This is a genomic window from Stenotrophomonas sp. WHRI 8082 (assembly GCF_040223995.2).
In the GTDB taxonomy this organism is placed as follows: Bacteria; Pseudomonadota; Gammaproteobacteria; order Xanthomonadales; family Xanthomonadaceae; genus Stenotrophomonas.
In genome coordinates, this window is sequence record NZ_CP167826.1 from 2,320,444 (window position 1) to 2,335,758 (window position 15,315).

Sequence of the window (15,315 nt, forward strand, 5' to 3'; positions counted from 1 at the left end):
GAATGTCGGCACTGAAAACGTTTACATCAAGGACACCCGGTGGCTTCCGAACGTATCGAATCCCTCATTGCACAGATGACCCTGGAAGAAAAAGTGGGTCAGCTGGGCGTGTTCGCCGACATGGTTCGCCCCTTTGCACCGGATGTGAACCCGGAAGCCAACGTGAGCAACGCCGACCAGGTGCTGCAGCAGGTCCGTGAAGGCAAGGTCGGCTCGCTGTTCAACGGCGTGGGCGCCGAACTGGGCCGCCGCATCCAGCAGGTTGCGCTGGAAGAAAGCCGCCTGGGCATCCCGGTGATCCTGGCGGCCGATGTCATCCACGGCATGCGCACCGTGTTCCCGATTCCGCTGGGTGAAGCAGCCAGCTTCGAGCCCGACCTGGCCCGCCGCACCGCGCGTGCCACGGCGGTGGAAGCGACGGCCGCCGGCCTGCACTGGACCTATGCGCCGGCGGTGGACATCGCCCGCGACCAGCGCTGGGGCCGTGGTGCGGAAGGCGCGGGCGAAGACGTGGTGCTGGGCTGTGCGTTTGCCGCTGCCCGCGTGCGCGGTTTCCAGGGCGATGACCTGCGCGCGGACGACGCACTGCTGGCCACGCCGAAGCATTTCGCTGCCTACGGTGCAGTGATGGCGGGCATGGAATACAACATGGTGGACATCTCGCCGCAGACCCTGCGCGACGTGCACCTGCCGCCGTTCAAGGCCGCCTTCGATGCCGGTGCAGTCACCGTGATGTCCTCGTTCAACGACATCAACGGCGTGCCCGCCAGTGCCAATGCGGAGCTGCTTACCGACATCCTGCGCGGTGAGTGGAACTTCCCCGGCGTGGTGATCTCCGATTACACCGCCGACATGGAACTGGTGGCACACGGTTATGCCGCCGACGATCGCGACGCCACGGCCAAGGCATTCACCGCCGGGCTGGACCTGAGCATGCAGAGCGGCTTCTATGCCGAACACCTGCCGGGCCTGGTGGAAAGTGGTGAAGTGCCGATGTCGGTGCTGGACGAAGGGGTGCGTCGCATCCTGTGGCTGAAGGAAACCATCGGCCTGTTCGACAACCCGTACCGTTCGCTGGATCCGGCACGCGAAGCCGATGACGCGCACATCCTGGCCCATGACGCGCTCTCGCGTGATGCGGCGCGCCGCTCCATCGTGCTGCTGAAGAACGAACACGCCGCCTTGCCGCTGCGCAAGACCGGCCAGAAGATCGCGCTGATCGGCCCGTTCGTGCAGGACCGCGAGAACATCGAAGGCTGCTGGACGCTGTTCGGTGACAAGGAACGCTATGTCGACCTGGAAACCGGCGTGCGCGCGGCCATCGCCGACGAAGCGCAGCTGGAAGTGGTGCCGGGTTGTGACCTCGAAGCGGCCGTCAGCGGTGGCATCGAAGCAGCGGTAGCGGCTGCCCTGCGCGCCGACGTGGTGGTGCTGGCACTGGGCGAACCGCAGCGGTACAGCGGCGAAGCGCAGTCGCGCGTGGAGATCACCCTGCCGCCCGCGCAGCAGGCGCTGGCCGAAGCGGTGGCGATGACCGGCAAGCCGCTGGTGGTGCTGCTGCGCAATGGTCGCGCGCTGGCCCTGCAGGGCGCGGTGCGCAATGCGCAGGCCGTGGCCATCACGTGGTATCTGGGCACGCAGACCGGCCACGCCGTGGCCGATGTGCTGTTCGGTGACTACAACCCGTCCGCACGTCTGCCGGTGAGCTTCCCGCAGGTGTCCGGCCAGCAGCCCTATTTCTACAACCATCCGCGTACCGGCCGTCCGGAACTGCCGACCATGTCGGAGTTCAAGGCACGCTGGCGCGAGATCCCGAACGAGCCGCTGTACCCGTTCGGCCATGGCATCAGCTACACCAGCTTCGCCTACGGCGTACCGCAGCTGAGTGCAGCCCGCCTGGGCTGGGATGACACGCTGACCGTCACCACCACGCTGACCAACACCGGCAGCGTGGCCGGTGAAGAAGTGGTGCAGCTGTACGTGCATGACCGCGTTGCCAGCCGTGTGCGCCCGGTGCGTGAGCTGAAGGATTTCCGCAAGGTCATGCTGCAGCCGGGCGAGTCGGTCGAGGTGGCGTTCACCGTGCACCGTTCGCAGCTGGAGTTCACCGGCCGCGACAACGTGCTGCGTGCGGAGCCGGGGCTGTTCGACCTGTGGGTGTGTGCCTCGGCGATCAGTGGTTCACCGGTGCAGTTCGAGCTGCTCGCGGGCTGACGCGATCAACGCGCCTGCGGGCGCGTTGCACGGGTCTGCCAACACGGCGCACACGCGTCTGCGGCCCGTCATGCATGCCCGGCTCACGTTGGCCGGGCTAGGCTGGTGGTGACCGATTCTGACGGAGTCACCGATGCGCCTGACACGACGTTTCTCATTGCCATTGCTGCTTGCCAGCCCCTTGCTGCTGGCCGCCTGCAGCCCGTCCGCCGCGCCACCCGCTGCTGACGAAGCCGCGCCGCCGCCGATGACGGGCGCAGCGCCTGCACAGCCTGACACGCCGACGCCCCCGCCGATGACGGCCGCACCCGACGACCGCACTGCGTCTGCCGTGGAGTCCGGGCCCAACGCACCGGCAGACGCCGCAGCGCAGGACGCCGGCCAGGCGCGTACCCGCATCGAGCGGGTGCTCGGGGATGCGGACAGCTATGAACGCGTATTCAAGGCGCTGCAGCAGGGCGTTGCCAGCGAAGACCGTGCCGCGGTCGCCACGCTGATGCGCTATCCCTTGCATGTCGAAACCGCAGCCGGCAAGCGCGAAATCGCCGATGCCGCTGCGTTCCAGCACGACTACGCACAGATCATCACCACGCCGGTCGCGCAGGCGATCGCCGCGCAGTCCTTCGACACCGTGTTCGCGAACCAGCAGGGCGTGATGATCGGCAGCGGCCAGGTCTGGTTGAACGGCACGTGCGTCGATCAGGCATGCAGCCGCAGCGACGTGAAGGTCGTGACCATCCAGGAGTAACGCGCGTCCCGCGAGGGGCGGGGTCGGATCGTCTTCGCGCTGCGAAAGGGATCCGACCCCGGCTGCTCAGCCCTTGGGGGTCAGCTTCAGCAGCTTGCCGTCCTTGCCATCTTCCAGGATCCACACCGCACCGTCAGGTCCCTGCTCGACTTCGCGGATGCGTGCGCCCATGTCGAAGCGCTCCGCCTCACGCGCGTTCTCGCCGTCGAACGTCACGCGCACCAGCGCCTGCGACGACAGGCCGCCGATGAAGCCGCTGCCCTTCCACTGGGGGAACAGGTCGCCGCTGTAGATCATGAAGCCGGCAGGCGAAATCACCGGATTCCAGGTGATCTTCGGCGCCGCGAATTCCGGGCGCGTGCTGTGGTCCGGGATCGGCCGCCCATCGTAGTGGTCGCCATTGGAGACGATCGGATACCCGTAGTTCTCGCCGCGAGTGATCAGGTTCAACTCGTCGCCGCCGGCCGGGCCCATCTCGTGCACCCACAGCTTGCCGCTGCCGTCGAAGGCAATGCCGAGCATGTTGCGGTGGCCCAGCGACCACACCTGCGCGGCGACGCCACCCTGCGAAACGAACGGGTTGTCTGCCGGCACACTGCCGTCGTCGTTCAACCGGATCAGCTTGCCCAGATTGCTCTTCATGTCCTGTGCGGGATCGAACTTCTGCCGCTCGCTGGAGGTGATCCAGAGCTTGCCATCCGGGCCGAACGCAATGCGGTGACCGTAGTGGCCGTTGCCGCTGACCTTCGCATCCTGCCGCCAGATCACCGACAGGTCCTGCAGCGTGCCGCCGCCCTTGCCATCGAGTACCAGCTTGCCACGCGCCACGGCCGCACCGCGCGTATCGTTGCTGCCCTGTTCGGCGTAGCTCAGATACACCAGCTGGTTACTGGCAAATGCGGGATGCAGCACGACATCGCCGAAGCCGCCTTGGCCGCCGTAGGCCACTTTCGGGCCACCGCTGATTTCGTGCTTCTGCTTGGTGCCGATATCGAAGTGCTGCAGGCGGCCACCTTTCTCGGTCACCAGCAGGCTGCCGTCGGGCAGGAAGGCCATGGCCCACGGCTCATCGAAGCGCGCGAACTCCGTGCTGTTGAACGCGGCCTGTGTCTTCGGTGTCGCGGCGGGGGCCGGTGCATCGGGTGCCGCCGCACTGCAGGCGGTCGTGACGAACACCGGCGTCAAGCCGATGGCGAGGGTGAGAAGCAACTTACGGGTCATGGGTATCTCCAGACGGGGACGCGGATGGCCAACCCCTTCTGTATACCATCCCCGTCGTGCACACCGTGCGCGGCGCGGAAACGACGATGCGCCCACTGAGGGGCGCATCGGGGACCATCATGTCGCAGTCGTGATCAGAGGCCGCGCTTCGGATCCTTGCCCAGGCGCGGATCGGCCAGCAATGCATCTTCCCAGCCACGCTTCACAGCGTGCCGCGCCTGCAGCCATTCCAGGCGGCTCTCTCCGCGCTCGGCGGCCCAGCGCGTTTCCAGCTCACGCTCAACCTCTTCGTAGGCACGGATGACATCCTGTGCCCGCGACTGATGGCCGAGGCGGTAGGCGGGCTCGTACTCATCAAAGGCCGAGTTGGCATCGAAGTACGGCTCGCTCGGATAGCGCTCACGCCAGTAAGTGGAGAACGTATCGCGCTGCACACCGTCGTCCGGCACGCGGCCGGGGATCTGATAATCGGGGCTCATTGGGTGGGCTCCGTCTTGGTCATGAGTGAGGCTTCATCATGGCGGAGCGGCGGTTAACGCCCCGGGCCCACGGCGTGAGCGCAACGTGCAGCCGGCAGGTTGTGGCTTACGCCCGTGCTGCTCATGCCACCCCCGCCACCACCCCGCTCTGGTAGAGCTGACTTCAGTCGGCTGCTCTTGCCCCTGCTCTCGTAGAGCCGACTTCAGTCGGCTGCTCTTGCGCGAAATGCAGCCGACTGAAGTCGGCTCTACCTAGCGGACGCAGCCGGGCGCGTCATGGGTACCGCGTGGGTTACTGCTCCGCTTTGCGTGGGAACAGATAAATCACCGCGCCCACCGCGAACGCGGCCAGCGCCGCCAGGATGTTCGCCCAGCTCGCGCTGGCAAACAGCGCCAGGCACAGCACCAGTGCCAGCACTGGGATCACCGGGCCGCCCGGCAGCTTCAACGCACCGGGACGGTCGGCAAAGCGCTTCGCCAGGACCAGCACGGCGGCAGCGGTCCCGATGTAGGCAAACAGACGCGTCGTCATCGACAGCAGCGCCAACTGCACGAACGAACCACTCAACGCCAACGCCAACGAAATCAGACCCTGGCACAGGATCGCCGCCGCAGGCGTGCGGAAGCGCGGATGCACCTGCGCCAGCACCTTGGGGCCGTAGCCATCGGCCGCCAACGCATACAGGAAGCGCGGCCCCATCATCATCGTGTTGCTGTTCGTGCCCAGAATCGAGATCGTCGCCCCCACGGTCAGGATCAGGGCCAGTGCCTCGCCACCGAAGCCGGCCGCCGCATCAGCAAGCGGCGTCGCAGACCCCGCCAGGCCCACCAGCGTCCCCTGCGCCACGATCTGTACCGCTGCATAGATGACGGTGACGGTAATGATCATGGTGATCAGAGCGAACGGGATGTCACGCCGCGGGTTGCGATACTCACCCGCGGCGGCCGGAATGTTCTCGAATCCGGCGTACGCGTACAGCAGCAACAGCGCCGCTTCGCCCATCCGCTGCAGGTCATGCGGGTCCGGGCGCTGACCGGAGAAGGCGAGCTGCGGATCGATGTAGAACGCGCCGATGGCCACGAACAACACCAGCGGCACCAGCTTGCCGATCACCAGCACCACGCCGGTACGCGCGGCAGAACGCACACCGACGATGTTGATCCCGGTCAGGAAGGCCAGCGACAGCACGATCACCGCGACGCGTCCGCCACCACTGCCGGCCATGGGCCAGAAGCGGGCCACGGCATCGGCCAGCGCGTTGCTCAGGGCAGCGGCCGAACTGATGCGGGTCAGCCAGATCATCCAGCCGATCTCGAAGCCAGCGAACCGGCCGAAGGCCTCGCGTGCGTACAGATAGCTGCCGCCGGGTTCGTCAAAGTAACTCGCGGCCTGCGCGTAGCACAGCACCAGCAGGGCGACGACCACGCCTGCCGCGAGTACGCCCCACAGGCTGAACGGGCCGAGCAGCAGCACCGTCGCAGCGGGCAGCAGGTAGATGCCGCTGCCGATGACATCGTTGATGGACAGGCCAACGATCTGCCAGCGACTGACCGCGCGCTGCAGGCTCGGGGTGGGCTCGGTATCGGCCGCGCTCACGGTTGGGCCTTGGCGATGGGCGGCAACGCAGGCAGCTGCCACGCGTCCTGCAGTCGCGCATATGCGGCCCGTGGCAACAGCACGAAGCGCGGTGACTGCCGTGGGTCCAGCCAGGCCAGCAGCGCCTGCATGTGTGCCGCCGTCATGGCCGTGCAGCCGGCCGTCGCCTCACCGGGCGTGCCCCACAGGTGGGCGAAGATGCAGCTGCCCTGGCCGGGCACGTTGCGCGGGTTATGCGCGATCACGAAGCCCTGCTGATAGCGGATGTCGCCGTTCTTGTGCAGGTCCAGTCGCATCGGCTCGGTGGAGCCTTCCACCGCATCTGCGCCCACGGTGTCTGCATCGACGATGCGGTTGTAGTACGGCGAGTCGGGCACGTCCATGCAGTAGCTGCTCTCGCGCATCGGTTGCCACGGCCACCTCGTATCGGCCTGCGCGGCGTAGCCGAAGGCGGTACCCAGCGCGAACACACCGGCAGGACTGCGACCATCGCCTTCGCGCTTCTGGGGGGCCGTCGTGTCGATATCCGCGTCATGCAGGCCGAGGCCCCACGCGCTGCCACTGCGGCCCAACGCGACGTCGAACGGTGCACCCTCTGCCTTCCATCCGCTGCGGGTGCGCGCGTACGCCTGCAGGCGCCCCTGTGTGCTGTCCCACCCCTCGCTGGTCACCACCACAAGCTGATCGGCGCCGTGCAACGGCGTGCCGGCGACAACGGGACCGGCCAGCGACAGCGCCGCGATGGTCAGGCAACGCAACAGCGACTTCATGGGCAGCTCCGGTCAGGTATCCAGCAGGTGTTCGATGCGTTCCAGGTTGACCGCCAACTGGCGGTTGCGGTCCGGATTGGCCTCGCACAACAGCACGAAAACAAAATCCAGCAGCGACTGCAAGGAAGAACGGTACAGCACCTGCGCCACGTGCGCCGCGCGATCTTCCGCGCAGACGGCAAGTGACGCATCGGCATGGGCGCGCAGGGGGTTGGCGGTATGCCGGGTGATCGATACCACCTTGCCGCCGACATCCTGGAACTGGCGTGACAGCATCGACAACTGGGGCAGCTTGCCGAACTCGGAGAACACCAGCATCACATCGCCCGGACGGGCCGCGGAGAGGTTGGTGAGCATCAGGATGGGATCGGCATGGTGCACCACCAACATGCCCAGCAGCGACAGGCGCATCGCGAACTCGCGGGCATACAGGCCGTCATCGCCCAGCCCGTAGACAAACAGCTTCGGCGCCGCGTCGATCAGGGCGACGATGCGCTCAACATCGGACTGCGGGTTGGCCGCGCGCGTTTCGTCTTCGGCGGCGGCCTTGCTGGCCTGCAGCGCCTGCGCGATGCGGGTGTAGCCGTCCACGCCGCTGGCCACGGCAGGCGCTGGTGAGGCCGGCGCACCGCTGCGCGCGATGTCCTGGCCGATGGAGTACTTGAGGTCCGGATACCCCTTGAAGCCGAGCTTCTGCGCGAACTTCACCACACTGGACTGGCTGATGCCCAGCGCGCTGGCCAGCTGCTGCGAGGAGTAGTCGCGCAGCAGGTGGGCGTTGTCGAGGATGAAATCCGCGATGCGCCGCTCGATCGCCGACATCTGCCCACGTTCGGCGCGGATTTTCAGCAGCGGTGGCATGCAGCGTCCAACACGTCGCGTAGCGCCGAGCCACGCTCGGCGGCGGTTTGGTCAGGCATCGCGGTGGTTCCCGCCGCGCGCGGTGTTTCGCGTTGCGCGTGCGTGTTCACGCCAGCATCTCCAGCCCGCGCACTTCGGTGATCCCCAATCCGGGGGCATCACTGATGCTGATCTCCGACTCATTGAACGTGACGCCGCCGCTGACCGGATTGAACTGCCCCAGCGAGGGGCCATCCAGGTCGACCTTGGTGATCACATCGCTCTTGGCAACTGCCAGGTGGACCGCTGCGGCGACGCTGATGCTGGATTCGATCATGCAGCCGATCATGCACGGCACGCCGTGGATGGCGGCGATGTCGGCGATGCGGATGGCGTTGGACAGCCCGCCGGTCTTCATCAGTTTGATGTTGACGATGTCGGCGGCGCGCTGCTGGATCAGATCGATCACCTGCGCCGGGCTGAACACACTCTCATCGGCCATCACCGGCGTGTTCACGCGGTCCGTTACGTACTTCAGCCCGGCGATGTCGGCGGCCTTGACCGGCTGTTCCAGCAGCTCCAGCACCACGCCGGCGTCTTCCAGCGTGCGCATGGCGTGCACCGCCTGCTTGGCGGTCCAGCCCTGGTTCGCATCCAGCCGCAGCAGGGCACGGCCCTGCACCGCCGCGTGGATCGCCTTCACTCGCTCGATATCCAGCCCGATGTCCTTGCCGACCTTGATCTTCAGCGACTCGAATCCGCGATCCAGCGCAGACACGGAATCGGCCACCATCTTGTCGATGTAGTCCACGCTGATGGTGATGTCGGTGGTGATCACCGGATCGCCGCCGCCCAGCATCTGGTACAGCGGGGCGCCATGCAGCTGCGCCCACAGGTCGTACAGCGCGATCTCCACCGCCGCCTTCGCGCTGCTGTTGCGCTCCATCGAGGTCTGCACCAGCGCGCACAGGCGGTTGAGGTTGGCCACCTCCTGGCCCACCAGGCGCGGCTTGATGAAATGGCGGATGGCTTCGATGATGGATCCGTGCGTATCGCCGGTGATCACCGCGGTCGCCGCCGCCTCGCCATAGCCGGTGTGGCCGCTGTCGGTGCGCACCATCACCACCACGTCCTCGATGGTCTCCACGGTGCGCAGGGCGGTCTTGAACGGGGTCTTCAAGGGCACGCGCAGCATGCCCAGTTCGATATCGGTGATCTTCATCAAGGACTCTGCGGCGAGGTAGGCGGCCGGAGCCGCTGGATGTTGGTGATGCGGTCGATGTAGCGCAGGGTGTCGCTGGCCATCATCGGCTCCAGCGGCGTCACCGACACACCGTTCAGATGCGCCTGCACCCGCGCGCCATCCGGTCCCTTCCAGCTGCCACCGGCGGTGTCATGGATCACCCAGGTGCGGCCGTCGACGTGGCCGATGGCCATCATCACGTGGCCCGGGATGTACACCAGGTCGCCGACCCGCAAGGCGGCGACGGCGCGATCCCGCGTGGCGGCATCGTCCTTCGCGGTGAAGGTGATGCGGTCCAGGGCCGGGCTGATCCCCTGCGCGCTGGTATTGCGTGGCAGCAGCACGCCGAAGCTGCGATAGATCTCCGATACGAAGCCGCTGCAATCACGAGTGTCGTAGTCGTGGCCCCAGCCATAGCGCTCACCCAGGAACTTATAGGCCTGCGCAAGCAGCAGGCGCGGGGTCAGTGGCAGATAGTCGGCGCTGCTGTCCTGCGAGCGCGGCAGCAACGCCGGCACCAACTGCAACGTGCCGTCTTCGTCGCGCACCGGCAGTTGCACCACCCAGCTGGCATGCGCCTGCTGGCCGTTCACGGGCTGCGCAGGTGACCAGTCGGCCAGCACCGGCAGGCGTACGCCCATGTCCAGCTGCAGGCGGGACACGCGTGGTTCCTCGGGCGTGAACACCGTATGCGCCACCGCGCCGGTGATGACCCGATACGGGCCCTTCGCGCCGTAGCCCAGCACGGTGTCCTTGCGACCGGTGGCCACGTGGCGGGCTTCGATCCACGCGCTGTAGCGTTCGCTGTGCACGAACAACCACGCGCCATCGGCGCTGCGATGGACCACGGCGACCTTGTCGCCCGGGAACAGCGCGGACTCCTGGAAGCGGTCGATGTCGGTGCCTTCGCTGCTGCTGAAGACACGCTGGCGGGTCGGGAACGTGCGCAGCGCCGCGCGGTGCACCACCAGGCCGTACTGCGGTGCGGTGCTGGCGGGCAGCGCGTCCAGCGCCAGGTTGGCCTCGATGTCCTGGCGCAGCGCCGACGACACCAGCGTGCCATGGCTATCGTGCAGGGGCCGCGCAGGCCAGCTGGACAACGCGACGATCGATGCCCGCAGCTGCGCCGCGCTGATCGCTGCAGGCAACCGGCCGATGTCCTGGATATGGTCATCATCGCGGCGCATGCGCGCGTTCTGTGCGTCGACCTGTGCACGGTCCAGCATCGGCACATCCGCATCGGGCAGCCGCGCCGCCCAGTATTGGGGCGTCAGGTAGGCCTCATGCAGCCCCACGATGTAGGGCAGGGCGGGGCCGGGATCGGGGGCTGGCAGCGGCGCGGCGGTGCCTGCCAGCGCGGGCAGGCTGCCAAGGCACAGCACCAGCACCAGCGCAAGCGCTGGCGCCTGCCAGCGGCGCGTGAGACGGGAAGCCAGGAACATGCGGCGGTCACCCTCGTTGATAGCCAGTGGAATAGTTATTCCTTTTTGCGGGGAACGCAAGAATAAATTATTGACCCGATGCCCCGTGCGTGTTACACAGCGATGACCACCTGCGCTGGGGAAGTGTCGCTGTGGATACCGTCGTTCGCAAACTGCTGCTGCCCGCCATGGCCTGCCTGTGCGCGGTGATCGTGTGCGAACCGGTAGCCGGCAGCGTGCCCCAGGCGCCTGCGGCCGATGCCAACGGCGACGTGGTGACGATGATCGACAACGGCCGTTTCCGCGAAGCGCAGCAGGCAGTGCAGTCTCGGCTTGCGCTCACGCTCACGCCCGCGACCGACGTCGCCGGGGCCGAGGCGCTGCGGTTCCAGCAGGAGCGCATGCGCCGCATCCGTCTGGATTTCAGCCTGGACGAGCGTGCGGCGAAAGAGAAACTGCGGCACTGGATTCCGGACCTGCGCGACGATGAGTTCGCGCGCTGGGATGCGCAGGGGCGGCTGGAGCATCTGGATATCGATGGCCAGCGCTGGTACTTCAATCGCGCGCCGTCCAACCTGTTCCGCCTGAGCGAAGAGGCACGTGCCCGTCGCCGTGCGGACGCCCCGATGCCGGTGGACGGTCCCTTCGAATCGATCACCCCGTACCACGCGCAGGTGATCGCGGCGGCACGGGGCAACCCCACGGCGTTCGTATTGCCACAGCGGGTGGCGGTTACCCAATCGCTGGTGGTCAAGGCCGACGCCGTGCCGGCGGGTGAAACGGTGCGTGCATGGATTCCGTATCCGCGCGAGATTCCGGGACAGCAGGAACATCTGCAGTGGATCGGCAGCCGTCCTGCCCGGGCGCGTATCGCGCCTGCGGACACGCAACAGCGCACGGCGTATCTGGAAGCCAAGGCGGTTGCCGGCCAGCCGACGCAGTTCGAAATCCGCTATGCCCTGACCGTGAGCGCACGGCACACCGCCATCGATCCCTCCACGGTGCAGCCCACGCCGCACGATGCTGCCCTGGCGCCTTACCTCGCCGAGCAGGCACCGCATGTGCGCTTCACCCCCGCGCTGCGCGCGTACTCGCAGCGGGTGCTGCAGGGCGAGACCCGCCCGTATGAAGTGGCGCGCCTGCTGTTCAACGCGGTAGACCAGATCCCGTGGGCCGGTGCGCGCGAATACTCCACGCTGAGCAACATCAGCGAGCATGCACTGCAGGCCGGCCACGCCGACTGCGGCCAGCAGACCCTGCTGCTGATCACCCTGCTGCGCATGAACGGCATCCCGGCGCGGTGGCAGTCCGGCATGGTGTTCTCCGACAACGCGACCGGCTACAGCAACCTGCACGACTGGGGCGCGGTCTATCTGGCGCCCTATGGCTGGCTGCCGATGGATGTCACCACCGGTGCGCTGGACAGCACGGATCCGGTGCTGCGCGACTTCTACTTTGGTGGCCTGGATGGCTACCGCATCGCGTTCAACGATGATTTCGGCCAGCCCTTCGTACCGGCCAAACAGCACTTCCGCTCGGAAACGGTGGACTCGCAGCGCGGCGAGGCCGAGTGGGCAGGCGGCAACCTGTACTTCGACCAATGGGACTACCGGTTCCAGTGGCAGGTACTGCCTGCAGGCGGCATACCCAGCGCGACACCCTAGGCACCTACACCGTTCAATTTCTGCAGGAGAGAGCAGGGGATGAAGGCAATCAGCGTGAAGCGTGCGGCGCTCTGCGTCGCACTTGGGACCTGCCTGGGCATGATGATGCCCAGCGTGGTATCGGCACAGAACGTATCCGGCGCGGTTGCCGGCCGGGCGACGGCGGGCGACCAGGTGACCGTGGTCAGCCGCGGCACCGGCCTGACCCGCACCGCCACGGCAGCACGCGATGGCAGCTACCGCCTTGGCCAGCTGCCCGTGGGTGACTACACGCTGCAACTCAGCCGCGACGGCGCGGCAGTAGGCGAACCGGTCAGCGTCAGCGTGGCCGTGGGCGGCACCACCACGGTCAACCTGGCCAGCGGTGGCGGCGTGGTCAATCTCGATGCCCTGCAGGTGGTCGGGTCGCGGGTCATCAACCGGGTGGACGTGTACTCCACCGAGACCTCGTTCAACGTCAACCGGCAGGAGATTTCGCGGCTGCCGGTGGCCCAGGACCTGTCCGCCGTGGCGTTGCTGGCGCCGGGTGTGGTCGGCGGCAACTCATCGTTCGGCGGGCTGTCCTTTGCCGGTTCATCAGTGGCGGAAAACGCGGTCTACATCAACGGCCTCAACGTCACCGACATGTACACCCGTCGCGGCTTCTCCAGCGCGCCATTTGGCTTCTTCCAGGAATTCCAGGTCAAGACCGGCGGCTACTCCGTGGAGTTCGGCCGTTCCACCGGTGGCGTGATCAATGCCGTGACCCGTTCCGGCAGCAACGAATTCGAGGGAGGTGCCGAAGTCACCTTCGAGCCCAACGCGTGGCGCTCGTCGGCACGCGACCATTTCCATCGCGACGGTTCGCCGCACGCCTATGCCAGCACCGATGCCACTTCGTTCACCAAGACCAATGTGTGGGGTTCCGGTGCGCTGGTGAAAGACCGGCTGTTCCTGTTCGCGATGTATGAAAAGCGCGATACCCACGGCAACAACACGGCATCCGACGGGCGCACCTGGTTCGACAACAAGGGCGACGACGACTTCTGGGGGGCCAAGCTGGACTGGAACATCACCGACAACCACACCCTGGAACTGCTGGCTTTCTCCGACGAAACCGAGACCACGCAGGCGTCGTCCGGCTACAACTGGGAGACGCAGACGCTCGGGCAATGGGGCGGTGACACGCTGACCGACGGCGGTGGCAAGAACTGGTCGGCCACGTATACCGGACGCTTCGGCGAAAACTTCACCGCCAAGGCGATGGTCGGCCAGAACAACCAGCGCGCCTTCTCCAACTCGACGCTGGATCTGTACTGCGATGCAGTGTTCACCGATGCCACGTACGCACCCTACCTGGGCCAGTTGAACGGACTGCGTGCCGGCTGCCACCCCACCGGTACCGCCATCGCCGAGCGCGACGATACCCGCGATGCCGCGCGCCTGGATTTCGAATGGGCCCTGGGCACCCACCTGCTGCGCTTCGGCATCGACCGCGAGCTGATGACCACCGAGCAGTCCACCCGCTATCCCGGCCCCAGCCAGATGACCTACACCGCCTATGCAGCGCGACCCGGTGACGAGGTGTGGGACGGCGCCGGTGCCTTCGTGCCGCCGGGTGTGATGCAGATGCTGCGTGCCCGCAACCGCGTATCCGGCGGCACCTTCGAAACCGAAGCCAATGCGCTGTATGTCGAAGACATCTGGAACATCACCCCGACCCTGATGCTCACCTTGGGCGTGCGCTGGGATCGGTTCGAGAACCGCACCGCCGATGGCGATGCCTTCATCAAGATGGACGATCTGATCGCGCCGCGCGTGGGCTTTTCGTGGGACGTGAAGGGCGACGGCAGCACCAAGATCTTCGGCAACGCGGGGCGCTATTACCTGCCGGTGACCAACAACATCAACGTCAACTTCGCCGGCGGGCTCACCGACGAATACAGTTACTACGTGCTCAACGGCTGGCAGCAGCAGAGCAACCCGGTGACCGGTGCACCGTACATGGCGCCGATCATCGGCCAGCAGGTGGGGCCGACCGATACCCGCATGAACACCGGTGCGGCCGATCTGCGGCAGAGCGTGGACAAAGACCTGAAGGCGGTCTACCAGGACGAATACATCCTTGGCTTCCAGACCATGATCGACCAGGCGTGGTCGTGGGGCGTCAACGGCACCTATCGCAGGATGACGCGTGCGCTGGACGATATGCGCCTGAACTACACGCCGTGCGGGCCGACCGGCAGCACGCTGTGGCCGATCGCCAATCCCGGCGAAAGCCTGACCATCTGGGGGGATTCCAGCATAGGGTGCGCCGAGGAGGGCTGGATCACCATCGATACCGCCAACAGCGGCTACCGCAAGGGCGGCAGTGGCGAGGTGGTGGGGTATTCCAAACCCAAGCGCACCTACAAGGCGCTGGAGTTCCAACTGGATCGCGCATGGGACGAGAAGTGGATGTTCAACGCGTCCTACCTGTGGGCCAAGAGCGAAGGCAACTTCGAAGGGCCGGTCAACTCGGACACCAACTACGGTGACACCGGCATGGTCCAGCACTGGGACCACCCGTCGAACAACGAACGCTATGGCGTGCTGTTCAACGACTTCCGCCATCAGTTCAAGTTCCGCGCCGCCTATGCCTTGAACGAGCAGTGGTCGTTCGGTACCACGCTGCAGGTGCAGTCCGGTGGCCCCATCACCGCCTTCGGCGTGATGTGGCCGGGTGACACCGTGGCCGGGGGCAGCACCTCCAGCGAAGGCAGCGGCGGCGGCACCGGCTGGCTGTGCGTGGCCAACTGTGCCGGACCCGTAGACCAGCGCGTGTTCGAACCGACCGCGCGCGGGGCCTTCGGTCGCCTGCCGTGGACCTGGACCATGGGGGCCAACGTGACCTGGCGGTTGCCGGTGGACGGCATCGACCTGAGCGCGCGCCTGTCGGTGTACAACCTGTTCAACAACCAGACCGTGATCAACGTGCACCAGCGCTACGAGAGCCAGCCCGGCGTGTTCCGCGAAGCGACGTTCAACACAGGCACGCGTTGGCAGGCACCGCGCTATGCGCAGCTGGTGGTGGCCTGGAACTTCTAGGAAGGTAGTGACGGCCGCTGGCCGTCAGGTATCCGGTAATGACGGCCGCTGG

General features: G+C 66.5%; 11 protein-coding genes. 4 read left to right on the plus strand and 7 right to left on the minus strand.

The window, feature by feature from the left end:
• The first annotated feature begins 39 nt into the window (after positions 1–39).
• A complete protein-coding gene (locus ABRP17_RS10180) occupies positions 40–2,214 on the plus strand; it encodes a glycoside hydrolase family 3 N-terminal domain-containing protein (RefSeq protein ID WP_349984752.1) in 2,175 nt (724 codons plus the stop codon).
• Positions 2,215–2,347: 133 nt separating this feature from the next.
• Entirely contained in the window at positions 2,348–2,962 is a 615-nt protein-coding gene (locus ABRP17_RS10185) for a hypothetical protein (protein ID WP_349984751.1), read from the plus strand.
• A 66-nt stretch (positions 2,963–3,028) separates the two neighbouring features.
• On the opposite strand, the gene ABRP17_RS10190 is transcribed toward ABRP17_RS10185, so the two are convergent.
• From ABRP17_RS10190 to ABRP17_RS10220, 7 genes are all read right to left on the minus strand, one after another.
• Complete coding sequence (locus ABRP17_RS10190; protein ID WP_349984750.1) at positions 3,029–4,183, minus strand: PQQ-dependent sugar dehydrogenase; 1,155 nt, start codon at positions 4,181–4,183, stop codon at positions 3,029–3,031.
• A 134-nt stretch (positions 4,184–4,317) separates the two neighbouring features.
• Positions 4,318–4,662, minus strand: coding sequence for a hypothetical protein (locus ABRP17_RS10195; RefSeq protein WP_349984749.1), 345 nt, complete (start codon positions 4,660–4,662; stop codon positions 4,318–4,320).
• Between the two features lie 292 nt (positions 4,663–4,954).
• Complete coding sequence (locus ABRP17_RS10200; protein WP_188325862.1) at positions 4,955–6,259, minus strand: APC family permease; 1,305 nt, start codon at positions 6,257–6,259, stop codon at positions 4,955–4,957.
• Positions 6,256–7,029: a L,D-transpeptidase family protein gene (locus ABRP17_RS10205; RefSeq protein WP_349984748.1), complete on the minus strand. Its 774-nt coding sequence runs from the start codon at positions 7,027–7,029 to the stop codon at positions 6,256–6,258. Before ABRP17_RS10205 ends, ABRP17_RS10200 begins: the two co-directional genes overlap by 4 nt.
• Positions 7,030–7,041: 12 nt before the next feature.
• Positions 7,042–7,890: a MurR/RpiR family transcriptional regulator gene (locus ABRP17_RS10210; RefSeq protein WP_349984747.1), complete on the minus strand. Its 849-nt coding sequence runs from the start codon at positions 7,888–7,890 to the stop codon at positions 7,042–7,044.
• Positions 7,891–7,996: 106 nt separating this feature from the next.
• Entirely contained in the window at positions 7,997–9,091 is a 1,095-nt protein-coding gene (locus tag ABRP17_RS10215) for a dipeptide epimerase (protein WP_192095923.1), read from the minus strand.
• Positions 9,091–10,554, minus strand: coding sequence for an SH3 domain-containing protein (locus ABRP17_RS10220; protein ID WP_349984746.1), 1,464 nt, complete (start codon positions 10,552–10,554; stop codon positions 9,091–9,093). Before ABRP17_RS10220 ends, ABRP17_RS10215 begins: the two co-directional genes overlap by 1 nt.
• Positions 10,555–10,814: 260 nt before the next feature.
• Between ABRP17_RS10220 and ABRP17_RS10225 the strand changes: the two genes are divergently transcribed.
• Together ABRP17_RS10225 and ABRP17_RS10230 are read left to right on the plus strand one after the other, a co-directional pair.
• Positions 10,815–12,197 carry a transglutaminase-like domain-containing protein gene (locus tag ABRP17_RS10225; protein ID WP_372487003.1) on the plus strand — a complete coding sequence of 461 codons (1,383 nt, stop codon included), beginning with the start codon at positions 10,815–10,817 and terminating at the stop codon, positions 12,195–12,197.
• Positions 12,198–12,236: 39 nt separating this feature from the next.
• The gene (locus ABRP17_RS10230; RefSeq protein WP_349984744.1) at positions 12,237–15,263 is read left to right on the plus strand and encodes a TonB-dependent receptor; all 3,027 of its coding nucleotides are present in this window, start codon (positions 12,237–12,239) and stop codon (positions 15,261–15,263) included.
• The last annotated feature ends 52 nt before the right edge of the window (positions 15,264–15,315 follow it).